Origin of the sequence: Pacificispira sp. (assembly GCF_965228185.1) — a bacterium.
GTDB lineage: Bacteria > Pseudomonadota > Alphaproteobacteria > UBA8366 > Aestuariispiraceae > Pacificispira.
Window position 1 is genome coordinate 972016 of the sequence record NZ_CBDDHE010000008.1, and the last position, 23106, is coordinate 995121.

Annotated in this window: 25 protein-coding genes and 1 tRNA gene; 11 read left to right on the forward strand and 15 right to left on the reverse strand. The window is 65.2% G+C overall.

All coding sequences use genetic code 11. The features are described from left to right. Window positions 1-3: 3 nt before the first annotated feature. The gene (locus ACO06O_RS19420) at window positions 4-873 is read left to right on the forward strand and encodes an isocitrate lyase/PEP mutase family protein (protein ID WP_420419225.1); all 870 of its coding nucleotides are present in this window, start codon (window positions 4-6) and stop codon (window positions 871-873) included. Window positions 874-951: 78 nt separating this feature from the next. Here ACO06O_RS19420 and gpt read toward each other — a convergent pair whose 3' ends face one another. From gpt to ACO06O_RS19455, 7 genes are all read right to left on the reverse strand, one after another. Then, on the reverse strand, window positions 952-1434 hold the full coding sequence (gene gpt, locus ACO06O_RS19425; protein WP_420419226.1) for a xanthine phosphoribosyltransferase: 483 nt from the start codon (window positions 1432-1434) through the stop codon (window positions 952-954). Window positions 1435-1560: 126 nt separating this feature from the next. Next, on the reverse strand, window positions 1561-3084 hold the full coding sequence (locus ACO06O_RS19430) for a DegQ family serine endoprotease (protein WP_421883647.1): 1524 nt from the start codon (window positions 3082-3084) through the stop codon (window positions 1561-1563). Between the two features lie 221 nt (window positions 3085-3305). Continuing rightward, window positions 3306-4511 (reverse strand): multidrug effflux MFS transporter, encoded by a 1206-nt coding sequence (locus ACO06O_RS19435; protein ID WP_421883650.1) that lies wholly within the window; start codon window positions 4509-4511, stop codon window positions 3306-3308. After that, window positions 4508-5695 (reverse strand): multidrug effflux MFS transporter, encoded by a 1188-nt coding sequence (locus tag ACO06O_RS19440; RefSeq protein WP_421883654.1) that lies wholly within the window; start codon window positions 5693-5695, stop codon window positions 4508-4510. The genes ACO06O_RS19435 and ACO06O_RS19440 overlap by 4 nt, the downstream gene beginning before the upstream one ends. 48 nt (window positions 5696-5743) lie before the next feature. Next, window positions 5744-6484, reverse strand: coding sequence for a M48 family metallopeptidase (locus tag ACO06O_RS19445; RefSeq protein WP_421883657.1), 741 nt, complete (start codon window positions 6482-6484; stop codon window positions 5744-5746). 62 nt (window positions 6485-6546) lie between these two features. Then, window positions 6547-7020, reverse strand: a complete 474-nt coding sequence (locus ACO06O_RS19450) for an SRPBCC family protein (RefSeq protein ID WP_421883661.1) — start codon at window positions 7018-7020, stop codon at window positions 6547-6549. Continuing rightward, window positions 7010-7363 carry an ArsR/SmtB family transcription factor gene (locus tag ACO06O_RS19455; protein WP_421883664.1) on the reverse strand — a complete coding sequence of 118 codons (354 nt, stop codon included), beginning with the start codon at window positions 7361-7363 and terminating at the stop codon, window positions 7010-7012. The genes ACO06O_RS19450 and ACO06O_RS19455 overlap by 11 nt, the downstream gene beginning before the upstream one ends. Before the next feature lie 106 nt (window positions 7364-7469). Between ACO06O_RS19455 and ACO06O_RS19460 the strand changes: the two genes are divergently transcribed. Next, the gene (locus ACO06O_RS19460) at window positions 7470-8420 is read left to right on the forward strand and encodes a DMT family transporter (protein ID WP_421883667.1); all 951 of its coding nucleotides are present in this window, start codon (window positions 7470-7472) and stop codon (window positions 8418-8420) included. Between the two features lie 99 nt (window positions 8421-8519). Here the strand turns inward: ACO06O_RS19460 and ACO06O_RS19465 are convergent, their stop codons facing one another. Next, window positions 8520-9623 (reverse strand): mandelate racemase/muconate lactonizing enzyme family protein, encoded by a 1104-nt coding sequence (locus tag ACO06O_RS19465; RefSeq protein ID WP_421883671.1) that lies wholly within the window; start codon window positions 9621-9623, stop codon window positions 8520-8522. 108 nt (window positions 9624-9731) lie between these two features. Here ACO06O_RS19465 and ACO06O_RS19470 point away from each other — a divergent pair, with 108 nt between their 5' ends. The 3 genes from ACO06O_RS19470 to ACO06O_RS19480 are packed head-to-tail and all read left to right on the forward strand — an operon-like array spanning window position 9732 to window position 12909. Beyond that, window positions 9732-10286, forward strand: a complete 555-nt coding sequence (locus ACO06O_RS19470; RefSeq protein ID WP_421883674.1) for a hypothetical protein — start codon at window positions 9732-9734, stop codon at window positions 10284-10286. 29 nt (window positions 10287-10315) lie between these two features. Next, the gene (locus tag ACO06O_RS19475; protein WP_421883677.1) at window positions 10316-11326 is read left to right on the forward strand and encodes a ligase-associated DNA damage response exonuclease; all 1011 of its coding nucleotides are present in this window, start codon (window positions 10316-10318) and stop codon (window positions 11324-11326) included. Continuing rightward, window positions 11323-12909: a cisplatin damage response ATP-dependent DNA ligase gene (locus ACO06O_RS19480; RefSeq protein ID WP_421883680.1), complete on the forward strand. Its 1587-nt coding sequence runs from the start codon at window positions 11323-11325 to the stop codon at window positions 12907-12909. The genes ACO06O_RS19475 and ACO06O_RS19480 overlap by 4 nt, the downstream gene beginning before the upstream one ends. A 98-nt stretch (window positions 12910-13007) precedes the next feature. On the opposite strand, the gene ACO06O_RS19485 is transcribed toward ACO06O_RS19480, so the two are convergent. The 3 genes from ACO06O_RS19485 to ACO06O_RS19495 form a co-directional block, all read right to left on the reverse strand. Next, entirely contained in the window at window positions 13008-13793 is a 786-nt protein-coding gene (locus ACO06O_RS19485) for an ion transporter (protein ID WP_420419238.1), read from the reverse strand. 64 nt (window positions 13794-13857) lie between these two features. After that, on the reverse strand, window positions 13858-14667 hold the full coding sequence (locus ACO06O_RS19490) for a hypothetical protein (protein WP_421883683.1): 810 nt from the start codon (window positions 14665-14667) through the stop codon (window positions 13858-13860). Window positions 14668-14713: 46 nt separating this feature from the next. After that, window positions 14714-15613, reverse strand: coding sequence for a LysR family transcriptional regulator (locus ACO06O_RS19495; RefSeq protein WP_421883686.1), 900 nt, complete (start codon window positions 15611-15613; stop codon window positions 14714-14716). A 144-nt stretch (window positions 15614-15757) separates the two neighbouring features. On the opposite strand from ACO06O_RS19495, the gene gstA reads away from it, so the two are divergent. Genes gstA through ACO06O_RS19520 form a run of 5 tightly spaced genes read left to right on the forward strand, consistent with a single transcriptional unit; the run spans window position 15758 to window position 18339 of the window. Beyond that, window positions 15758-16366, forward strand: a complete 609-nt coding sequence (gstA, locus tag ACO06O_RS19500) for a glutathione transferase GstA (protein WP_421883689.1) — start codon at window positions 15758-15760, stop codon at window positions 16364-16366. 3 nt (window positions 16367-16369) lie between these two features. Continuing rightward, window positions 16370-16750, forward strand: coding sequence for a nuclear transport factor 2 family protein (locus ACO06O_RS19505; RefSeq protein ID WP_421883692.1), 381 nt, complete (start codon window positions 16370-16372; stop codon window positions 16748-16750). 10 nt (window positions 16751-16760) lie between these two features. Continuing rightward, entirely contained in the window at window positions 16761-16985 is a 225-nt protein-coding gene (locus ACO06O_RS19510; protein WP_420419244.1) for a tautomerase family protein, read from the forward strand. A 42-nt stretch (window positions 16986-17027) separates the two neighbouring features. Beyond that, window positions 17028-17993, forward strand: coding sequence for an NAD(P)H-dependent flavin oxidoreductase (locus tag ACO06O_RS19515; RefSeq protein WP_421883694.1), 966 nt, complete (start codon window positions 17028-17030; stop codon window positions 17991-17993). A gap of 19 nt (window positions 17994-18012) precedes the next feature. Further along, a complete protein-coding gene (locus ACO06O_RS19520) occupies window positions 18013-18339 on the forward strand; it encodes a Dabb family protein (protein WP_421883697.1) in 327 nt (108 codons plus the stop codon). Window positions 18340-18346: 7 nt separating this feature from the next. Here ACO06O_RS19520 and ACO06O_RS19525 read toward each other — a convergent pair whose 3' ends face one another. The 4 genes from ACO06O_RS19525 to ACO06O_RS19540 all read right to left on the reverse strand — a co-directional run bounded on the left by ACO06O_RS19525 (window position 18347) and on the right by ACO06O_RS19540 (window position 22356). Then, window positions 18347-18982 carry an exopolysaccharide biosynthesis protein gene (locus tag ACO06O_RS19525; RefSeq protein WP_421883700.1) on the reverse strand — a complete coding sequence of 212 codons (636 nt, stop codon included), beginning with the start codon at window positions 18980-18982 and terminating at the stop codon, window positions 18347-18349. Then, the gene (locus tag ACO06O_RS19530) at window positions 18979-20277 is read right to left on the reverse strand and encodes an MFS transporter (RefSeq protein ID WP_421883703.1); all 1299 of its coding nucleotides are present in this window, start codon (window positions 20275-20277) and stop codon (window positions 18979-18981) included. The genes ACO06O_RS19525 and ACO06O_RS19530 overlap by 4 nt, the downstream gene beginning before the upstream one ends. Window positions 20278-20418: 141 nt before the next feature. Beyond that, a complete protein-coding gene (gene dapF / locus ACO06O_RS19535) occupies window positions 20419-21741 on the reverse strand; it encodes a diaminopimelate epimerase (protein WP_421883706.1) in 1323 nt (440 codons plus the stop codon). 39 nt (window positions 21742-21780) lie between these two features. After that, on the reverse strand, window positions 21781-22356 hold the full coding sequence (locus tag ACO06O_RS19540; protein WP_421883709.1) for a hypothetical protein: 576 nt from the start codon (window positions 22354-22356) through the stop codon (window positions 21781-21783). 141 nt (window positions 22357-22497) lie between these two features. Here ACO06O_RS19540 and ACO06O_RS19545 point away from each other — a divergent pair. After that, window positions 22498-22573, forward strand: a tRNA-Lys gene (locus ACO06O_RS19545). Window positions 22574-23106 lie beyond the last annotated feature (533 nt).

Genomic DNA, 23106 nt, shown 5'->3' on the forward strand with positions numbered 1-23106 from the left:
CCCATGTCCGCCCCCGATAAGCTGCGCGCGCTCCTCAATCGCGGCGGGCTCTCCGTCATGCCCTGCTGCTTCGACGCCCTGTCGGCGAAGCTGATCGAACAGGAAGGCTTTCCGCTGACCTTCATGTCCGGTTTCGCCGCCTCCGCCTCGCGGATCGGGGAGCCGGATCTGGGCCTGATGAGCTATGGCGAGGTCGTCGATCAGGCCCGCAACATCTGCGACACGGTCACGATCCCGGTCATCGGCGACGGCGACACGGGCTATGGCAACGCGATGAACGTGATCCGCACGGTCCAGGGCTTCGCCAAGGCCGGCTGCGGGGCGGTGATGATCGAGGACCAGGTTGCGCCGAAACGCTGCGGCCATACGCCGGGCAAGGCCGTGGTCGGGCGCGAGGAGGCCTTCGACCGTATCCGCGCCGCCGCCGACGCGCGGGCCGAAAGCGACATCCTGATCCTGGCGCGGACCGACGCGCGCCACGAACATGGGCTGGGCGAGGCGATTGACCGGGCCGCGAAATTCCACGAACTGGGCGCCGACATCCTGTTCGTGGAGGCGCCGAAGACGGTCGAGGAGATGCGCCGGGTCTGCGACGAGCTGCCCGGCCCGAAAATGGCCAATATCGTCGAAGGCGGCGAAACCCCGGATCTCAGCCATAAGGAACTGGCCGATATCGGTTATGCCATCGCCGCCTATCCGCTGACCCTGATGGCGGCGGCGATGCAGGCGATGGTCGGCACGCTGCAGGCGATGAAACAGGACGCGCCGCGCGACGGCATCATGGATTTCAAGGAATTGCGCCGCCGCATCGGTTTCGATTCCTACTATGAGGCCTCGTCGGTCTATACCTCATCCCAGCGCAAGATGGACTGAGCCGGGCGCGCCGCCGAAACCACGTCGTCGCAGGAGGGTCCCGCTGCCGCAGGACCCCGGTTACCGGGTCGGAAGAACTCAGCCGCGCCCGCGGGTGCGGATGGGTTCGGCATAGGCCATTTCGACATCCCAGGGGAACAGGATCCAGGTGTCCTGCGAGACCTCGGTGACGAAAGTGTCGACCATCGGGCGGCCGGCCGGCTTGGCGTAAACGGTGGCGAAATGGGCCTTGGGCAGCATGTCGCGCACGATTTTCGCGGTCTTGCCGGTATCGACCAGGTCGTCGACGATCAGCCAGCCCGAGCCGTCCCCGGCGTCGGCGGGCTTCAAAGTCGAGGCGGCGCCCTGCGTCTTGTGGTCATAGGACGCGATGCAGACCGTATCGATCAGGCGCACTTCCAACTCGCGCGCGACGATGGCGGCCGGGACCAGGCCGCCGCGCGTCACGGCGACGATGCCGTCCAGCGGCTGCAGATTGGCCAGGCGCCAGGCCAGGGCGCGGGCGTTGCGGTGCAGTTCTTCCCAGGAGACCGGATAGTCCCGGATGCGCGGCTCGTTCATCGACCGATAGTCCATTTTCGGTGAATTGGAATGGCGATCTGACTACCCGATGGGGGCGCGGCGGGCAAGAAAAACCCCCGGCGAACGGGTCGCCGGGGGGCTTTTTCAGGGTCGAGGCGTCCGTCCCTACCGGGCGAAACGCACCGCGATGAACTTCTTGCTGTCGCCGCGCAGGACTTTCAGCAGAACCGAGGACCGGCCGGCATCAAGCGCCGTCTTGACCTCGGTTTCGACTTCGCCCGGCGTGCCGACCTTGTTCTGGTTGACCTCCAGGATGACGTCGCCGCGGCGCAGATCCTTTTCTTCGGCGTCTGAGCCTTTGGCGACATCGGTGATGATGACGCCGCCGCCCTCGCCACGGTCCACGCCGAATTCCTCGGCCAGAACGTCGCTCAGCGAGGCGATTTCCAGACCCAGGGAGTCGAGTTTCTTGACCTGATCGGACTCGCTGCTCTGCGATTCCTGCTCGCCGGTAAGGGAGGCCAGATCGATCTTCTCGCGCTGACCCAGCGTCGGGGTCAGGTCGACCTCCTTGCCGTTCCGCCAGACGACCACGTCCACCGGCTCGTCGACGGCGGCATTGGCCACTAAACGCAGCAATTCGCGGGTATCGGAAACCGGCTTGCCGTCGAAGCTGATGATGATGTCGCCGGCCTGGAACCCGGCATCCGCCGCCGGTCCGCCGTCATGCACGGTCGAGATCAACGCGCCCTTGGCCGTTTCCATGCCCAGGGAGTCGGCAATGTCGTCGGTCACTTCCTGGATCGAAACGCCCAGCCAGCCGCGCCGGGTCGAGCCATAGGTCAGGATCTGGCTGACGACATTCGCCGCCTGGTTCGACGGAATCGAGAAGCCGATGCCGATCGATCCGCCGGTCTGCGAGAAGATCGCCGTGTTGATACCGATCACCTTGCCGTCCATGTTGAACAGCGGACCGCCGGAATTGCCCCGGTTGATCGACGCGTCGGTCTGGATGTAGTCGTCATAGGGACCGCTTTGAATGTTGCGGCCGCGCGCCGAGATGATCCCCGCCGTCACCGTACCGCCGAGACCGAGCGGATTGCCGATCGCGACGACCCAGTCGCCGACCCGCGCGGCATCGGAATCGCCCCAGGGCACTTCCGGCAGGGTTTTGCCTTCGGTGTTGATGCGCAAGACCGCGACATCGGTCGCCGGGTCGGAGCCGACGACTTCCGCGGTATATTCGGAATCGTCCTGCAGGATGACTTTCACCTCATCCGCGCCGTCGATGACGTGATTGTTGGTGATGACGATCCCCGCCGTGCCGTCGATGACGAAGCCGGACCCCAGGCTCTGCGCCCGGCGCGGCTCGTCGTTCTTATCGCCGCGGCCGAAGCGTTCCAGGAATTCTTCCGGGAAGGGGCCGGACCGCTGAACCGCGGTTTCGGACGAGATGTTGACCACCGCCGGCAGCAGCTTTTCCGCCAGATCGGCGAAGCTTTCCGGCGCCCCCCTGGCGAAACCGGGCCGCGCGGCCAGGAACAATACTGCCAGGCAGACCGTCATAAGGGTGATCAGGCGTAGCAGGCGGACCTGGTGGGCAGCGGTGTCCGCCGCCAGCGCCCGGGCGCGAGGCTGCGTCCGGTCCGAGCCGCTGCGATAGCTTTCGGGGTGTCGAAGATGCGTCATGGGTTTCCTCTATAGTCTCGCGCGGTGTTGCCGCCGCGTCTCGGGTCGCGGGCCACGATAGCATGGCCCGTCGGACGTGCATCCGGTTTTCCCGCCGTTCCGTCCCGGACCGGCCAGGCTTGGTCGCGTGTCGGGAATTCTGCGCATTTGCGATTTGGTGCGCAGGCAGGGGCCCGTCAATAAGCGGCGGGAGCGGAAGACCGCAATGCCACAGTTTCGCCTCAATTTCCGGCGGCGCGGGCCAGTTTTCCGCGCCAAAGCAGCACGGCGAAACACGCGAATGTGATGACGCCCGACAGGGCGATGGCCCAGGCCATGGGCATGGCGGACCCGTCGAACCCATGCCCGACGAGCAACCCGACGCCCGAAGCGATGGCGTATTGGAAGGTGCCGTAGAGGGCCGAGGCCGTCCCCGCCTTCTCCGGATAGGGCGCGACCGCGCCGGCCTGTGCATGCGGCAGGACGATGCCCATGCCGATGGCGAACACGACCATCGGGGCCAGAACCGTCACAACGCTTTCCACCCCGGCCAGCAGGAAGAGCAGCATCGCGAGGCCGCCAAGGGCGTTCAGCGACGCGCCGATTCCGACCGCGCGGCGACGGTCGTTCATCCTGGATGCCGTCCGGGCGCCGACGATAAATCCCAGTACGGCCGCCGAGAAGCAGTAGCTGAATTGTGTCGGCTCCAGGCCCAGCACGGTGATGAAGACGAAGCTGGAGCCGGAAATGAAGGCGAACAGGCCGGAATAGCTGCCCGCCGCGCAGAGCGAATAGCTGATGAAGCGCGGATCGACGGTGAGGCTCGCGATGTTGCGCAGGATGCGCCCCGGTGCCGTCGCGGCGGGATCGCGCATCCGGTTGGTCTCGGTCAGCATCAAGGCGCCGCCCAGCAATGCCAGCCCGCCCGCCGCCGACAGCGCGACGAAACAGGCCTGCCAGCCGAAAGCGTCGGTCAGATAGCCGCCAAGGACCGGCCCGATCAGGGGCGCGATCCCCATCGCGGCGGCAATCTTGGCCAGGACCTTGCCGGCGCCGTCCGGACCGTGCACGTCGCGGACGATGGCGCGCACGATGACCTGACCCGCGCAGCCGCCGACCGCCTGCAGGAAGCGGGCGCCGATCAGGACCTCCACGGTCGGGGCCAGGATGCAGAGGACGGAAGCGACGAAGTAGAGCGCCAGCCCGGCCAGGATCACCGGCCGCCGCCCGAACCGGTCCGACAGCGGCCCGTAGATCAGCTGCGAGAAGGCGAAGGCGATCAGATAGACGGACAGGGTGAGCTGTACCGTGGCCACATCGGTGCCGAAGGCGGCCTGGATGCCGGGCAGGGCGGGCAGATACAGATCCGTCGAAATCGGCCCGACGGCGACGATCAGAACTAGCAGGGCGGTTGCGGCGCCGCCGGCGGGATCGGCGAGGGGTCTCATGTCTTGGGCGGTCCGTTGCGGGTCAGGAACAGGAACTGGCAGAGCGCGGAAACCGCGACCAGGAGAATGACGACGGACAGAAGCCGCGCCGTCCCGTCGTAAAGCGGCTGGACGATCAGGCTGGTGCTGGCGGCGCAGAAGAACTGGAAGAATCCCAGCACCGCCGAGGCGCTGCCCGCGACGCGCGGAAAGGGGCGCAGGGCTTCCGCCATGCTGCCCGGAATGACCATCCCGAAACCGATCGTATAGACGCTCATCGGCGCGATGACGCGGACCAGGCTTAGTTCGCCGGACAGCGCCAGCAGCAACCCGGATCCGGCCAGCAGAAACCCGCAGCCGAACAGCACGACCTTGCGCGGTCCCCAACGCGGCACCAGCCGCCCGGCCAGGAAGCTGCCCGTCGCATAGCCAGATACGGTGAAGATCATCAGATAGCCGAACGTGTCGGCCCCGATGCCCAATTCGCCGATGAACAGGAAGGGCGCTTCGGTGAAATAGGCGAAGAACCCGGCGAAGGCGAGGCCGGAAACCAGAACCTGCCCCATGAAGAAGGGCGTGCGCAGCAGGTGCGCATAGATCCCGAGCAGCCGTCCGGGGCGCAGCGCCTCCGGATTGCGCGTCTCGTTGGTTTCCTTCAATCGGAAGACGCAGATCGTCAGCAGCCCGATCGCCAGGACGGTCAGCAGGACGAAACTGGCGCGCCAGCCGATATGGGTCTGGATCAGCCCGCCCAGCATCGGTGCCAGCGCCGGAACCACGGCCAGGGCCGTGCCCAGGATCGCGAAAGCCCCCGCCGCCGACGGGCCGTCGAACATGTCGCGGACCACGGCGCGTCCGACCACCGGCCCGACGCAGGCGACGAAGCCCTGCAGGAAACGGCCGGTCTGCAGCGCCTCGATCCCCCAGGCAAAGGCGCAGGCCAGACTGACGATCGCATAAAGCACAAGGCCGACCATCAGGACCGGCTTTCGGCCATACCGGTCGGAGAGCGGTCCGAACAGCAATTGCGCGCCGGAAAAACCCAGGAAAAACAGCGTCAGCGTCAGTTGGGTTTCGCTGGGCGCGACGGCGAATTCCGCCTGAATTGCGGGCAGGGACGGGACATAAAGCGCCATCGAGGCGACGCCCATCGCGACCAGGGCCGTGATCAGCGCAAGGAATCCCGGCGCGATGCGTGTCGCCATGCGGCGCGTCCTTTCCTGTCGTACGAACCGCCGACAGGGGACAGTCGGTCAGCCGATCCGGTGCAGCCGCGCGCCTTCGGTGCCCAGCCAATCCCGCGCCGCGCGATACTCCGGATAAACGGAGGCGACGGCGCGCCAGAAGGCCGGGGAATGATCCATATGGACGAGATGCGCAACCTCGTGGCTAACCACGTAGTCCAGGATCTCCGGCGGCGCAAGGATCAGCCGCCAGCTGAAGGACAGATCGCCATTAGCGGCGCAGGACCCCCATCGGGTGCGCTGGTCACGGATGCTGATCCGGCCCGGCTTGCGGCCCAGCGCGGCCGCCCGTTCCAGCGCCAGCGGCCGGATTTCCGCGCGCGCCTGCTTCTTCAGGAAATCGGTCAGGCGGCGCGCAAGATGTTCCGCCCCGCCGGTGACGATCAAGGCACCGTCCTCCGCCCGAACCAGGCCGCGCGCGTCGGGATTATGGACGATGCGATGGTCCTCGCCGCGATAGGGCACGATCCCGTCCGGCGCAAAATCCAGCCTGTCCGGCAGGCGGTCCAGCGCCTTCAGCGTCCAGCCCGCGTTCCGGTCTAGGAAGCGCAAGGCCTCGCGTTCCGGCACGCCCGGCGGCAGGGTCAGGACCGGCCGTCCCTGGCTGGCATCGACCGTCAGCTTGATCCGCCGCGCCCGGGGATGGCGGCGCAGCACAATATCGACGCGCCGCCCGTTCAGGTCGACGCTCCGTTCCGTTTCCTGCGGCCCCTCCGGGGCGCGGCTGGCGAAGTTGCGGAAAAAGCCCATGGACGCTGTCTAGCCTGAATCGTGCTTGTCCGGGAAGCGGTTCCGGGATTTCGGCCGGGCTGCTACGCCATGGCGGCCAGTTTCTCAATCGCCTGCGCCCATCCTCCGGCACCGCCGGACTCCGCGGGAACGCCGATATGGGTCATTTTCATCCGGGTTTTGCCGCCGACATCCGACAGTTCGACAATGACTTCGGTGACCGACGGGTGCCCTTCCGGCATTCCCATGCTTTGCGGCGGCACGATGTTCCCCGCATCATCGCACAGGCTTTCCGAATAGACGAGGCGGTATGGCCGGTCGACCTCCTTGTACTCGCCGGTGAACCACATCGTCATGGTCCGGTCCGGCATCTCCATTTTCATACAGATCTTGCGACGCCCGCCGACAACCACGTCCATTTCGGCGACCGGGATCGTCATGCCGTTCGGACCGTACCATTGCGCGAACAGGGCCGGGTCCGTCCACATGTCCCAAACTCGCTCAATCGGTGCCTCCAGCACACGTTCTATGCGAACCCAATCCATCTCAGCTTTCATGCTCGTCATCCCCAACGTGGATTTCCTGGTGTTGCAGAACGCTTTCCAACCGGTTGAACCTCGCCTGCCAAATCGATCGATATGCATCGGCCCAGGACGCCACCGCATTCAGCGGTTCCGCGTTCAGCTTGCAGGGTCTGTATTGTGCGTTCCGGCCCCTGACGATCAGGCCGGCCTGCTCCAGAACCTTGATATGCCTCGACACGGCGGGAAGGCTCATGTCGAACGGCGCGGCCAGTTCGTTGACCGTTGCGTCCCCTGCTGCCAGTCGCGCCAGCATGGCGCGCCGCGCCGGATGGGCCAGGGCGGCAAAGGTCTTATCAAGGATCCCCGCGTCGGACATACGTCGATGATTAACACATTTGTTAATTAGAAGATACGTTAAATAAAACTCCCATCGATTATCCCGTCGAGACAATCACCGGTTACGGTTATAGGATGCGCGCGCCATGACCGTTTCGAACTCGCGTTCCCCGACATCATCCGGCCTATCGCCGCGTATCGCGCCCCTTGTGCTGCTGATCCTGGGCAGTCTGTGGGGGCTAAACACGTCGTTGATCAAGCTGGCGGGGCTGGAAGGCGTGCCGCCGATCGGCCTGTCGACCCTGCAGATGAGCGGCGCCGCCGTGATCGTGGTTCTGTTCTGCCGCTGGCGCGGCATCGGTCTGCATTTCGACCGGGCGCATCTGTCCTACTATCTGCATGTCGGTGTTCTCGGCACGGCCGTGCCCAGCGTCAATCTGGTCAATACGCTGCGTGAATTGCCCGCCGGGGTCATGGTCCTGGCCATCGCCACGGTGCCGCTGCTGACCTATCTGGGCAGCCTGGCCTTCCGGATGGAACGGTTCGATCTGGGCCGGTTCGCGGGGGTCGTCCTCGGCCTGGCCGGTGTCGCCATGATCGTCCTGCCCAGTACCAGCCTGCCGGAGGCGGACGATACAATGTGGTTCCTGATCGGGATGATCACGCCGGTCATGTATTCCTATTCCGCCATCGCCGCCGCCCGGCTGCGCCCGGAAAACGGCAGTTCGGTCGGCCTGGCGGGCGGCATGTTGATCTGTATCGCGGCCCTGCTCTGGCCCATCGCGGGATTGGCCGGTCAGGTTTATATCCCGAATGTGGCGGCTCCGGATCTCGCGGCCCTGTGCATCGCCATCGTGACTCTGGTGACGGCGCTGGCCTATTTCCTCTATTTCGAACTGATCCGCGCCATCGGACCGGTCAGCATCAGTGTCGTCGGCTATGTCGTCACCCTGACCGGCATGATATTCGGCATGATCTTCTTCGGCGAAAGCCATTCCGCCTGGGTCTGGGCCGCCGCCGGCCTGATCTTCGCCGGCCTCGCCCTCGTCAATGGCCGCCAGGCCGCCGGTGCGCTGATGAATTCGGTGCGGGGATAGGCCACCATCCGTGTTCCTGCGAAAGCAGGAACCTTCGCGACAGCTTGCGTGGTGTCGGCCCATAGAAGGCTCCTGCTTCCGCAGGAGCGCCGTGGCGGGTCATTCGTAAACCGCGACAGGGTCGCCCAGGGCGGCCATCACCGGTTCGATCCCCAGGCCCGGCCGGTCGGAAACGATCAGGCATCCGTCGGCAACGGTCGGCGCGCCGGTGGCGATTTCGCCGTCATTGTAGTTCTGCAGGTCGGTCGTGTTCAGCAGCATGTCCGGCGGGGTAGAGGCCGCCAGATGGGCGACGGCCGCCGATGCGATCTCGCCGCCCCAGACATCCTCCACCGTCATCGGCAGGCCGCGCGCGGCGCAGATATCGCGGATCAAGCGCGCCTTGGTCAGCCCGCCCTGCTTGGCGATCTTCACGCAGACCGTGTCGCAGGCATCGTCGGCAATGGCGCGGAACAGGTCGTCGGCGGTCTTGATCGCCTCATCCAGTTTCAGCACATGGGACGTCCGGCGGCGCACCGACAGGCAATCGTCATAGCTATCGCAAGGCTGTTCGAAGGTCAGGCACAGATCTCTCGTTTCGTGGGCGAAACGAAGGGCCTGATCCCGGCGCCACCCGCGATTGGCATCCGCGATCAGCGATTCCTCGGGCCGCAGCAGCCCGGCGACCGACCGAACCCGTGCGGCCTCCGCCGACGGATCGCCGCCGACTTTCATCTGGAAGTACCGGAAGCCCTGAACCCGAAAATCGGCCAGCCGCGTGTCCAGATCGTCATGGGGCGGCTGCGGGATGGTCCGGAAAATCGGCATTGCGTCTAACCGACGTCCGCCCAGCAGCAAATGGCAGGGCACGCCCAGCGCCCGCCCGGCCAGGTCCCAGCAGGCGACGTCGATGGCGGATTTGGCATAGGCATGACCGTGCAGCCAGCGGTCCATCTCCGCATCCACCGCCGCGGGATTGCGCGGATCGAGCCCCAGCAGGTGCGGCGCCAGTTCCGCCAGCACTGCCGGGATGCCCTTGTCATGGGCGGGCAGATAGAAGGCGACCATCGGCGCGCTCTCGCCCCAGCCGGTCAGGCCGGTATCGCTGTCCAGCGCCACGACATGGGCGGTCCCGGCATGCATCTCGAACCCCTTGCCCCAACGCCAGGGCCCGCCCTTGATGGGCAGCGGCGCAGCAAAAAGGCGGATGCGGGCGATTTTCATGGCGACCCTTCGCGTCTGAAACGAATGCCCGACCTTAACCGTCCGGTTGCAGTGTTGAAAAGCATGCGGTTCGACTACCATCCCGGCAATTCAAGGAGGGTATGCGCCATGCTGCTGAAACGTGATGAGTTGGAGGCGATCCGCGACGGGCGGCTAACTTCCGTCCATCGGGTCTGGCGACGGCCGACGGTGAAGGCCGGCGGGACGCTGAACACGCGGATCGGGCAATTGGCCATCGACGCCGTGACGCCGGTGGACTTGGCCTCCCTGCCCGACGCGGTTCAGGCGCCACTGGCCAGGCGCGAGGGGCAGGCCTATCGCATCGACCTGCATCTCGCCGGGCCCGATCCGCGCGTGGCGCTGCGGGAGGATGCCGAACTGACGGCAGAGGATATCGCCGCAATCCGGGCGAAACTGGCGCGGCTTGACCGGGCCTCGGCCCGCGGACCCTGGACGATGGACGCACTGTCCCGCATCGCGCGGCAGCCGGGCGTGGTCGCCAAGCAACTGGCGGCGGAGGCGGGGGTCGAACGCGACCGGTTCAAGACCGATATCCGCAAGCTGAAGGCGATGGGCCTGACCGTCAGCCTGGAGGTCGGCTACCGCCTGTCGCCGCGCGGCGCGGCCTTTCTGGCGGCTTCCCTTTCCGGGAATGAGGACTAGCTTTCCGCCGACGGAAGCGTGGAGTTGTGATGTCCAAGGATCCGAGACGCTGGCTGACCGTGAAGCCGCAGGGGCTGTACTGCGCGGCGGGCGATTTCTATGTCGACCCGACAAGGCCGGTGGCGCGGGCCGTCATCACCCATGGCCATGCCGACCATGCCCGCGCCGGGCATGGCAAGGTGCTGGCGACGGCGGAAACCCTGGCGATCATGCAAAGCCGGTTCGGCGAAGATTGCTGGGGGTCGGCCCAGGCGGTGGGGTTCGGCGAGCGCATCGAAATCGGGGCTGCGGTGGTTTCTCTCGCTCCGGCTGGGCATGTTCTGGGTAGCGCCCAGGCGGTGCTGGACCATGACGGCGGACGGGTCGTCGTCTCCGGCGATTACAAGCGGCGGCGCGACCCAACCTGCGCCGGTTTCGAGCCGGTGCCCTGCGATGTCTTCGTGACAGAGGCGACCTTTGCCTTGCCGGTCTTCCGCCATCCGGACGATGCGGGCGAGATCGCGAAACTGATGGATTCCCTGCGCCTGTTCCCGAACCGCACGCATCTGGTCGGCGCCTATGCGCTGGGCAAGGCGCAGCGGGTCATCCGCCTGCTGAGAGAGGCGGGATACGACCGCACGATCTATCTGCACGGCGCGCTGGAGGCCTTGTGCACGCTCTATGAAGGATTGGGCGTGGCGCTGGGGCCGCTGGAACCGGTCGCCGGCAACAAGAAGGACAAGGCGGGCGAGATCGTGATGTGCCCGCCGGGCGCGCTGAACGATCGTTGGGCGGCAGGGTTTCCCGATCCGGTCACCGCCATGGCATCGGGCTGGATGCGGGTCCGCCAGCGCGCGCGGCAGCGCGGCGTCGAATTGCCGCTGATCCTGTCCGACCATGCCGATTGGGACGAACTGACCCGGACGCTGCACGATGTCGGCGCGCCGCAGGTCTGGATCACCCATGGCCGGGAGGAGGCGCTGGCCCATTATGCGCAACAGGCGGGGTTCCAAGCCGAGGCCCTGTCGCTGGTCGGGTTCGAGGAGGGCGAGGACGGATGAAGCGCTTCGCCGATCTGATGGAGCGGCTGGTCTATACCGGCGGGCGCAATGCCAAGCTGGCGATCCTGGCGGAATATTTCCGCACCACGCCGGATCCGGACCGGGGCTGGGCACTGGCGGCGCTGACCGACGGCTACGAGACCCGCCTTCTGACCCCGGCGGCGGTCCGAAAACTGGCCGAGGCGCGAACCGATCCGGTGCTGTTCGGCCTGTCCTACGATTATGTCGGCGATCTGGCCGAGACGACGGCGCTGATCTGGCCGGAGGCAGAGGCACCCTGTGGAGAGCCACCGCCCCTGTCCGAGGTCATCGACACGCTGGCCGGAACCAGCCGCGCGCGCGCCCCACAGCATGTCGAAGGCTGGCTGGATCGGCTCGACGGGTCCGGCCGCTATGCTCTGCTGAAATTGCTGATGGGCGGGCTGCGGGTCGGCGTATCGGCCCGGCTGGCGAAGACCGCGCTGGCGCAATATGGCGGCAAGCCGATCGAGGAAATCGAGGAATTATGGTTCGGCCTGACGCCGCCCTATGGCGACCTCTTCGCCTGGCTGGACGGCAGAACCGCCGCGCCGCAGGTCGATACCAGCACGCTGTTCCGCCCGGTCATGCTGGCCAATCCCTTGGAGGACGGCGAATTGGACCGCCTGGACCCGTCGGAATACCGCGCGGAATGGAAATGGGACGGAATCCGCGTGCAATTGGCTGCCCGGGACGGGGAAGCGCGCCTGTTCACCCGCACCGGCGACGAGATCGGCCCGGCCTTCCCCGATATCGCCGACCGGGCGGATTTCGACGCGGTGCTGGATGGCGAATTGCTGGTCCGGCGGGAGGGCGAAATCCGACCATTCAACGATCTGCAGCAGCGCCTGGGCCGCAAGTCGGTGACGGCGGCGATGCTGCGCGACTATCCGGCGCATCTGCGGGTCTATGACATCCTGTTTCGCGGCGAGCGCGACCTGCGCCCCGACCCGTTCGAGACACGGCGCGCGGAACTGGAAGCCTTCGTCACCGGACTGAATCGGGACTGGCTGGACCTGTCGCCGCTGGTGCCCTTCGACGACTGGGATGCCCTGCGCGCGATCTGGGACGGGACGCGGGAGGCCGGGATCGAGGGGTTGATGCTGAAACGGGCCGATGCGCCCTATACCGCCGGACGTCCGAAAGGCCCCTGGTTCAAATGGAAGCGCGCGCCGCTGACCGCCGATTGCGTGCTGATGTATGCCCAGCGCGGTCACGGCAAGCGGTCGTCGCTCTATTCCGATTTCACCTTTGGCTGCTGGCGCGACGGGCCGGACGGCGCGCCGGAACTGGTGCCGGTCGGCAAGGCCTATTCCGGCTATACCGACGCCGAGTTGAAGGAAATCGACCGCTGGATCCGCCGCAACACGGTGGAGAAATTCGGTCCCGTACGGTCCGTCACCCCCGAAATCGTCCTGGAGGTGGCCTTCGATTCCGTCCACCTGTCGAAGCGCCACAAGTCGGGCATCGCCATGCGTTTCCTGCGCATCCACCGCCTGCGCAAAGACAAGCCGGCGGAGGAAGCCGACCGGGTCGAGACCCTGGCTGCGATGATCGAGGGCTAGCCCCTCACCCGGCCCTTCGGGCCACCCTCTCCCATGGGGCGAGGGTACCTTCCAAAGCCCCTCTCCCTCGGGGAGAGGGGTTGGGGTGAGGGAAATTGCTACCCCCGCTCCCCGCGCATTTCCCGGACTTCCGCGCGCAGCGCCTTCAGCTCGGCCATGATTTCCTCATGCTCGCTGCCCAGCTCGCCGCGGGTTTCGGCTTCGGCGGCCTTGTGCTCCTGGCTCATGCTGTCGACGATGATGGCGATGAACAGGTTCAGGACGGCGAAAGTGGTCAGCAGGATGAAGACCACGAAGAACAGCCAGGCCTGGGGATAGACTTCCATCACCGGGCGGACGATGCCCATGGACCAGCTTTCCAAGGTCATGATCTGGAACAGCGAATAGACGGATTCCCCGATGGTCCCGAACCAGTCCGGGAAGGCCTCGCCGAACAGTTTCGTCGCCATGACCGAGGCGATGTAGAAGACCAGCGACAGCAGCATGATGACCGATCCCATGCCCGGGATCGCGCGCAGCAGGGCCTGCACCACCAGCCGCATGGACGGCACCAGCGAAATCAGCCGCAGGGCGCGCAGGATACGCAGCGCGCGCAGCACCGACACGCCGTCGCCCGCCGGGGCCAGGGTGACGCCGACAATCACGAAATCGAAAACGTTCCAGGCGCTTTTGAAGAAGGCCAGGCGGTAGACCGCGAGCTTCAGCAGGATTTCGACGACGAAGATCGCCAGCGCGATCTTGTCGAGCGCCATCAGCAACCCGCCGGCATGGGCCATCGCCGTTTCCGACGTTTCCAGCCCCAAAATCAGGGCGTTGGCCACGATCACCCCGGTGATCGTATTCTGAAACAACCTGGATTCGATCAGTGCCTTGATACGGTCCATGGCAACGCGGCCTCCTCACGCCCAAAATGCTGCGCCGCATATGAAGGGCGGAACGGCCGGAAAATCAAGCGGTGGCGGCACCTGCGATGGCGGGATTGGTCGCGGCCCAGGCACAGAGCTGGGGATAGCTCGGCTCCTCCAGCCCGATCAGGGGCAGGCCGGTCTCGTTGCAGAAGGCACGGAAGGTGTCGGCGGTGAAGGCCTCCACCGGAATGCCTTTGGCGACGGCCCAGTCGACGGCCTCGATCTCCTGACCCCAATAGCCGACGCGCGGGGCCGGGACATGGGCGTGGATCGTCTGCATGTGGGCGACCTTGGGGTCGTTGCGGTAGGTCCGCCAGATGTCGACATACAGGAAATCGACCGGCACCGCCGCCGGATCGTGCCGGTAGGTCAGCAGATCATGTTCGACGATGTCGACCTTGTCGCGGGTCGGCCAGTCGTCCATCCCGGCGAAATCCCGGGCCAGGGCGATCACCTCCGCGTCGCGTTCGACCACGGTCACCTTGGTGACTTCCGGCTTGGCGGCGACGGCATAGGCCATGATCGCCATGCCCAGACCGCCGATCAGCACATGGCCCGACGCGGCTTCCAGATGCGGCCATTGGCTTTCGATTTCCATCGGATTGACGGTCATCCAGGCCTCGTTGTTGCGCATCAGCCCGAATTGCATATGCCGGATCTGGCGATGTCCCAGGAAATAGCCCGCACCCGCCGGAAAATAGGCCTGCCACAATTTCCAGTTCGCGCCCTGGGCCTTGCGGAATTTCGGGATCGGGAAGGGCGCATAGGGCAGGGCAGGCTGGTCGCCGACCGGTTCCGGTACATAGGATTCCACATTCGGCACCATCTCGCCCAGCATCGCCGCCCCCATCGATTGTCCGTTACCGGCACGACCTTAGGGTGCGCGGTTTTCGGCGTCACGTCTTTTCCGGCACGCGATCTTCCCCGGCCAATGCCTGCCACAGGGCCTGCCCCACCAGACCGCCGCGCCGGTCGCGTCGGCGCATGATCATCAGGCGCGAATGCCGCACCGGATAGCCCGCCAGGTCGAGCCGGACCAGCGTGCCGCTTTCCAGTTCCGCGCGGATCATGTGTTCGGGCATGCCGCCCCAGCCCATGCCCGCCAGCAGGATTTCCTTCTTCGCCGCGAAATCGGTGACGGTCCAGCGCAGCCCGTCCGGCAGCACGTCGCGGGTCTGGTCATAGGCGCCCCGCCCGGTCCCGGCGACGACGACCTGGACAAAGGCGCGCATGGCCGCATTTTCGATCGGCCCCGCGTCGGTTTCCGGTCCGTATCCAGGCCGGGCGACCGGGATGATATCCAGTTCCAGAAAGGGGATGCTTTCCACCTCGTCCAGCGGCGCGCTGTTGTCCGGGGCGACGATGATATCGGCCTCGCCGCGCATCAGCCGGTCCGCCGCCCCGCCCAACACGTCGGTCGCCAGCTTGATATGGGTCTGCGGATAGGCGCGTCCGACCGCGCCGACGACCGCCAGGACCGGTGCCATCGGACAGGTGGCGGAAACGGACAGCGCGACTTCCGGTTCCTGCCGCGCCGCCAGCCGGTCGGCGAGATTCCGCAACTCCCGCATCTGACTGAGGACGATGCAGGCCTGGCGGTGAAAGGCCCGGCCTTCCGGCGTCAGCACGGGCCGGTAGCCGTCGCGGGACAACAGGGTCACGCCCGCCGCCGTCTCCAACTGCTTGATCATATGGCTGACCGCCGGCTGGGTTTTGTGCAGCTTTTCCGCCGCCGCGCGGAAGGTGCCTTCGCCGACCACGGCGTCCAGCACGCGCAATTGTTCGTGGGTGATCAAGACCTTCGCCTTAGATGATTAGTACGATTTATCGAGTTTATCAGAAACTATCATTATCTTTCTATCATGTATCGCCACAGATAGGGGCGGTCGGGCCGCGTTAGGGTCCGCACTGGAAGCCTCAATTCTGAAAGGGTGACGATCATGAAGCTTTATATGAAACCGGGTGCCTGTTCGCTGGCCTCCCATATCGCGCTGCGCGAAGTCGGTGCCGCCTTCGATCTGGACCAGGTCGATACGGACAAGAAAATCACCGCGTCGGGCAGCGATTACCGCCGCGTCAATGCCAAGGGTTATGTCCCGGCGCTGGAGCTGGACAGTGGCGAGGTCCTGACCGAGGGCGCGTCGATCCTGCAATACATCGCCGACACCAATCCGGGCAGCGGCCTGGCCCCGGCGGCAGGGTCGGTCGAGCGCGCGCGTCTGCAGGAACATCTGAACTATACCGCGTCGGAACTGCACAAGGCCTTCAACCCATTCTTCCGTGCCGGTGTCAGCGACGCGGACAAGCAGTCGGCGGGCAGGGCCGTGGCTCAGAAATTCGACTATGTCGAAACCCTGCTTGCCGACGGCCGGACCCATCTGCTGGGCAGCGCCTTCACCGTTGCGGACGCCTATCTGTTCGTCGTGTCCAACTGGGCGAATTTCGTCGGCATCGATCTGGGCAACTGGCCGAAGCTGAAGGCCTTTGTCGAACGGGTCGCGGCCCGACCGACGACCCAGGCGGCGCTGCGGGCGGAAGGCCTGGCCTGACCCATGGATACGGAGACGGCCCATCGCGCCATTCTCGGCCTGCTGCAGACCTATTTCGACGGTCTGTACCATGCCGACACCGCCCGTCTGAGCGAAATCTTCCACCCGGACGCCCGGTATGTGAACACGGTCGACGGGCACCGCACCAACCTGTCGGTGCCGGAGTATTTCGCCCTGGTCGACGCCCGCACCCCGCCGTCGCAGGAAGGTCAGGATCGGCGGGACAAAGTCCTCGCGGTTCAGATCGGCGGACCCAATATGGCCTTTGCCAGGGTCGAGATGGCGATGATGGGCCGGGTCTATACCGACTTCCTGACGCTGGTTTTCGACCAGGACCGCTGGTGGATTCTGGCGAAGGTGTTTCATTTCGAACTCGAAACGTGAAGGACATCCCATGCCCTATGTGAATATCAAGGTAACCCGCGAAGGCGGCCCGAACGGGACCGGACCCTCGGCGGAACAGAAGAAGGAACTGATCGCCGGGGTCACCGACCTGCTGGTCCGCGTCCTTGACAAGGACCCGGCCACGACCTTTGTGATCATCGACGAGGTCGACCTGGACAATTGGGGTCTGAACAGCATGTCGACGCGGGACTACCGGGCCCGGCAATCCGGCTAGAGAGCGCCCGTCGCGGCGCCGGAAACAGAGGGTGGAAATGCCATGTTGAAAACCGGACTGACCGATCTTCTCGGGATCGAACACCCTGTGCTTCTGGCGCCGATGGCCGGCGTCAGCGGCGCCGAGCTGGCGGCATCCGTTTCCGCCGCCGGGGGCCTCGGCCTGCTGGGCGGCGGCTATTGCGACAGCGCCTGGATCCGTCAGGAACTGGACGCCCTGCGCGGCAAGCGTTTCGGGTTCGGGGCCATCACCTGGGCGCTGGATCAGGATCCCAACGTCCTGGACATCGCCCTGTCCTATGGGCCGGAGGCGGTCTTTCTGTCCTTCGGCGATATTGCGCCCCATGCAGGAAAGGTCCGGGATGCGGGCGTCAAGCTGATCGCCCAGGTGCAGACGGTGGATGGCGCGAAGTGCGCCGCCGACCAGGGCGCGGACATCATTGTCGCCCAGGGGACGGAGGCCGGCGGCCATGGCGGGGCGCGCGCGACCCTGCCCCTGGTCGCGGCCGTGGTCGATGCCGTGCCGGACCGTCCGGTTGTGGCGGCGGGCGGCATCGCCGACGGGCGCGGCCTGGCCGCCGCCCTGATGCTGGGCGCCCAGGGCGTGCTGGTCGGCACCGCCTTCTGCGCGGCGGAGGAATCCCTGGCCAAGCCCGGCGCGAAGAAGATCATGGAAACCGCCAGCGGCGACCGCACGATCCGCAGCACGGTTTTCGACATTGCCCGCGACAAGGACTGGCCGAAGGATTGGAACCTGCGCACCCTGCGCAATGACTTCACCGACCGCTGGCATGACGATCCGGCCGCCATGCTGCCCGATGTCGATTCGATCCGCGCCGCCTATAACGCCGCCCTCGACAAGGGGGAATTCAAGGAGGCCGCCATCATCGTCGGGGAGGCAATCGATCTGGTCCATGCCGTCGAACCCGCCGCCGATATCCTGCAGCGCATCGTCCGTCAGGCCGAAGACCGCCTCGCCGGCGCGCTGACCTTTCTGCGCACGCCATGACCCCGGCCCCGGAGAACAGATGATCCGCCATATTGTCTTTTTCACCGCCAAGGACGGGATCGACGCCGAACGCCTGCGTGACGGGCTGTCGATCCTGACCGGCATTCCCCATGCCCGTCATCTGGAAATCGGCCTGAACCAGAAGACCGACCCGTTGAGCCGCGAGGTCGATATCGTGGTCTATGGCGAATTCGACGACGAAGCGGCCTTGGCCGCCTACAAGGCGCATCCGGTTTATCAGCGCGCCATAGAGCGGGTCCGCCCGCTGCGCGAGATGCGGTTGGCCGCGAATTTCGATACGCAGGCCGCCGTCACCGCACCACGGATCGCCCGGCAGGCGGGCTGACCCCGGATCACAACGGAATCGCCTGGGCCGCCAGGATCGCCAGTACCAGCATCGCGATCCCCAGGGCGATGGCCAGCATGGCCACGACCAGCCCGGCGGCGATCAGAACGCCGTCCTTCTCGAACAGGCCGATCGCCAGCGCGAACAAGGCCACGGCCGGGGGCAGATTGCTGAACGGCAGCGGCAGGGCCACCACCAAACCCAGAAGCCCGGCCGTCACCCCAATCAGTGCGATGGCGGGTGCCGTCGTCAGAAACAGCCAGCGCGGCCGGACATAGCGTTCGATCCACCGCAGCGCGGGCCGAAGTCGCTGCGCCGCCGCCACGACGGTCTCCGTCCGCAGGCGCCGCCGACGGATAAAGCGCGGCAGTACCGGCGATCGGAACCCCAGCGCCATTTGATAGGCCGGAATCAGCATCGCCAGTCCGGCGAAACTGGAAATTCCGGGCATCAGGCCCAGGATCGCGAGCAGAAACAGCAACCCGCCGAAGGACCGTCGGCGCAGCAAATAGGCGACCTGACCGATGCTCGTCTCCGGCTTGCCGATCGCCGGGCCGAGCCGGCCGAGCAGGTCCGATGTCCGTTCGTCCGGACGGGGCGCAAGCTCTGGCGGCGTCGCGCCCGGCCCCTGGTCGGTTGTCATGGCCGTGTACCGGCATCCTTGGTGCGGCCGATCGATTCCGCCGCAACGGTGCCGGTCTCGGACAGGGTCTGGGCCGCAACGGCGGATCGGGTGAAGGTCACCCGGTCTTCGCGCGCCACCGGACCGCGCCGCAGCAGGCGCCACAGGACGAAACCGACCAGCGCGCCATGGATCAGCGCGGTATAGGTGAACAGCGCCGGGAAGGGCAGGGTGGATTGCAGCAGCGACGCCAGGACCGGCCCCATCGCCGCCCCGGCCCCGAAGACCAGCAGCAGGCCGCTCGACACCTCGACCATCTGGTCGGGCTTCGCATGGTCATTGGCATGGGCGACGGACAGCGCATAGACCGGCATCGCGCCCGCACCCAGCAGCGCGCCGATGCTCAAGAGCGCCCACAGGTCGCCGCCGGCCAGGAAGGTCAGGGTCAGTCCGGCCAGGCAGGCCAGGGCGGAGGCCGCGATGACGACATAGCGCCGGTCGACCCGGTCCGACAGTGCCCCGAACGGCCATTGCGCAAGGGCCCCGCCCAGCACGATCGCGCTCATGAACAGGCCGACGCCCGACGGGTCCAGACCGTTCGCCTGGGCAAAAAGCGGCGCCAGGGCCCAGAAGGCCCCATTTGCGAAGCCGACCGCCGCGCAGCCGACGAATCCGACCGGCGAGATCTTGTAGAGCCGCTTCAGATTGGCGCGGATCGGCGCGGCCGGTTTGGGCGAGGTCGAGGTCGTGAAGGCCAGCGGCAGGGCCGAGACCGAAATCAGGATGGACGTCACCGCGAAGAGCAGGAAGGACGTGGGCGAGGCCATGCCGACCATCAACTGGCCGATCGTCACCACCGTCAGATTCACGATCGTATAGACCGAAAACACCGTGCCGCGGTTGGCATTGGTCGATTTCTCGTTCAGCCAGCTTTCGATGACGATATACAGAACCGCGAAACACAGGCCGGTAATGCCGCGCAAGGCCGCCCACAGATAGGGTTCTGGCATCATCGCGTGCAGCAGCGCGGTGACGGAGGTCAAGGACGCCATCGCCATGAAGGTGCGGATATGCCCGCCCCGGCTCAACAGATAGGGTCCGGAAATACAGCCGACGGTGAAGCCCAGGAAATAGAAGGTCCCCTGCAGGCCGATCTGCAGATTGGAAAAGGATTCCGCCACCCCCCGGATCGGCAACAGCGTCCCTTGTAGTCCATTGCCCATCAGCAACAGCGCCACACTGACCAGCAACGCCGCCACCGGCGCCAAAGCCCCCCGCAACGCCGTCCCGCCGGTCTGGCCGTCTGCCTGATTCATACAACCCCCAACCTGTCGCCGCTTCGCTGCCCCGCAGACGGTCAGGGTGTTCGGATTTCCCGAAGGATGCAACAGGGCCTGCGCCCCATACGCAAGGTCGGCGGGTGAACGGGGGACCGATATGGCCCCCCGTTCTGGGTATCAGGCGTAAAAGGGCGAATTCATCTCCCGGCTCGCCGCCGCCGTCGCCTTGGCGTCGAAGACCCGCGTGTAGAAGGCGGCGTTCAGCGCTTGCGCCTCGCTTGGAAAATAGTTCAACGCAAAGGAAGTCGCGTTCTCGACCGTATCGAAGGCATAGATCCCGCCTGGCGTCCCGGTATGCAGGCCGCTGAGCCAGGTCTTGGACATCAGGCCCGGCTGCTGCTTCAGGACCGGATTGAATTGGCGCCAGGGCGCATTGTCGAAGGGCAGGGCGCTCAGCCAGACTTCCGTATAGACAAAAGCCCCCGGTTCCCGATCCAGCGCGCCGCCCGGATAATGGACCGAGTTCATCTCCCGGCTGGCCTCTTCCGTCGCGACGGCGTCGAAGATGCGCGTGGTCTGGGCGACCCCGAACTTCCGCGCCTCTTCCGGGAAATAGCCGGTGACGAAGGCTTCGGCGTCGGCCACGGTCTCGAAACTGTAGATCCCGCCGGCCGAATTGTTGCCGACACCACTGAGCCAGGTCTTGTTGCGGAAGCCCGGCAGGGCCTTGATGTCGGCATTGATGTCGCGCCACTCCACCAGGATCCGACCCCCGTCAAGATCAATGGCGACGGACCGGCCGGTCAGCCCACGGCGCGCAGCAGCGACAGCCACCGCGCAGGATGACGACCCCGAGGCCAGAGTAATCCCTGCTCCGCGCTCCCATACGCGTGTGCGCAATTGATCAGGACCGGTCAGATGCACGAACTGAACGTTCGTACGCTCCGGAAAAAGAGGATGATGCTCAATTTCCTTCCCTCGAGAGGCAAGGTCGATCACGTCGGCGTCATCAACGAAGAACGTGCAATGGGGGTTTCCCATACCAGTCGCTACCGGATCGCCCTCGATGGGCAGATGCAGGGTATCCACCTCTTCCGACAAGGGAATGCGATTCCACTGCAGGAAGGGGGTGCCCATGTTTACCCGGGTCAGGCCGTCGCCGGCATCCTCGCATACGAGAAGACCGCGTTCCGTTCGCAAAACTACGGCCTCTCGCCCGCTCTCATCCATTAGGTGGCGCGCGATGCAGCGCGTGGCATTCCCGCAGGCGGCCGAAACCGAGCCATCGGAGTTGAGGAAGGTGATAGCGGCATCCGCCTCGCCATCGACGTCCATCACAGCCAGTTGATCGAACCCCACGCCTCGATGCCTGTCAGCCAGGGCCCGCGCCATGCCAGCCGTCATCGCCGGGCCGCCAGCACGGCGGTCGATCACGACGAAGTCGTTGCCAAGCCCGTGCATTTTCATGAAGGGCAGGTGTATGGATGCGGTAGGCGTCATTCGGCGGCATATAAACTTGTGCGAGTTCCGATGGAAGCGTTAGCCGTCGGTCGGGACGACATTGGTCGCCAATCTGAGTTCGCGCGCTCGCTTCGCAGAGATTATCCAAAGCTTGTCGTTGGGAACCTGATACGCCAAATCGTTGACCTTCGAGAACCCCAGATCCCCCCAGTACTTGCGGTCGATCTCGTAAGCGAAGTCGCGGTCCGTTGCGGAATGAAGCCCTAACTCGGCGATATCCATCATCTCGCGAATGTCGCCGGCGATGAAGACGTCGACACAGGCCGAGATACAGTTCACCAGAACGATCGTGTTGATCTCGCGCTTGCTGATTTCCCGGCCAATCTGGTGCGCCGCCAAAAGGTCGCCGCCCGGGCTCTGAGCAATAACCAATCCCTCGACGTCGGCCTGCTCGACAACGGACAGAAAGGTATACGCAGTTCGGGCCGAGATTTCCCCGTCCAGCACAAGGAACTGATCACCGTCCAATGTGGTTTCGATGAACAAGTTGCCGCCCACCGGTTCGGCAGAATCCGACACCAGCAGACCGCCCGGCGGTGCGCAGGCAGCAAGAATACCGATAGCGATTGCAATTTTCGCAAGGCGACGGAACATGAAGGTCCTCAGGAGCGGCAGGCGTTCCACCGTGTCCCCGTGCCAAGCAGACTGTCAAGGCGCGCCCGGAAACCACCCCGAAGATCGTGCCGAAAATACCCTTGACGCTCAGAGACCTTGCCATTAGTCCGGCCTCCGAGTGGGCCGTTAGCTCAGTTGGTAGAGCAACTGACTTTTAATCAGTGGGTCGCAGGTTCGAATCCTGCACGGCTCACCACTGCAGACACCAGCAAAAATCGAAAAACGCCAGTAACATGCTGGCAGTTTTTCGGTCTTGAGACCAGTCGTCGCTTGCCTGCCTAAACTACATACAGAGAAGTCAAGCATGCTGCGATGCAGCAATTGCTCTTGGTGCGGACACGAAACAGCTTTTGCATCCCACGAAAGGTTTCCTGCGTTGGAGGACAGCCACAGACAGAATCCTGTCGGGAAAGGTTTCGTTTCAAAGCTGGAAAACAACAGATACCGATGTAATGCTAGGGTTAGACGCCGCCGTAAACACTGTCGATTGCATTGCCTCAAAGTGCGCTGCCGACCTTTCGACCGAAGAGTTTCTGTCTACGACACACGGCATCGAGTGGCGAATTCCAAAAGCGACGGCCCGGGCGAAACCCGGGCCGAGCAATCCACTTGATCAAGCGCAGAAAGTCCCCCGCGCCAGACTTTCTCAGAGCTCTTCCGGTGGCACTGGCACCGCATATTCGTGGATGTAATTGATCACGACCCGAGCGTCGTCCGCTGCTTGCGTGA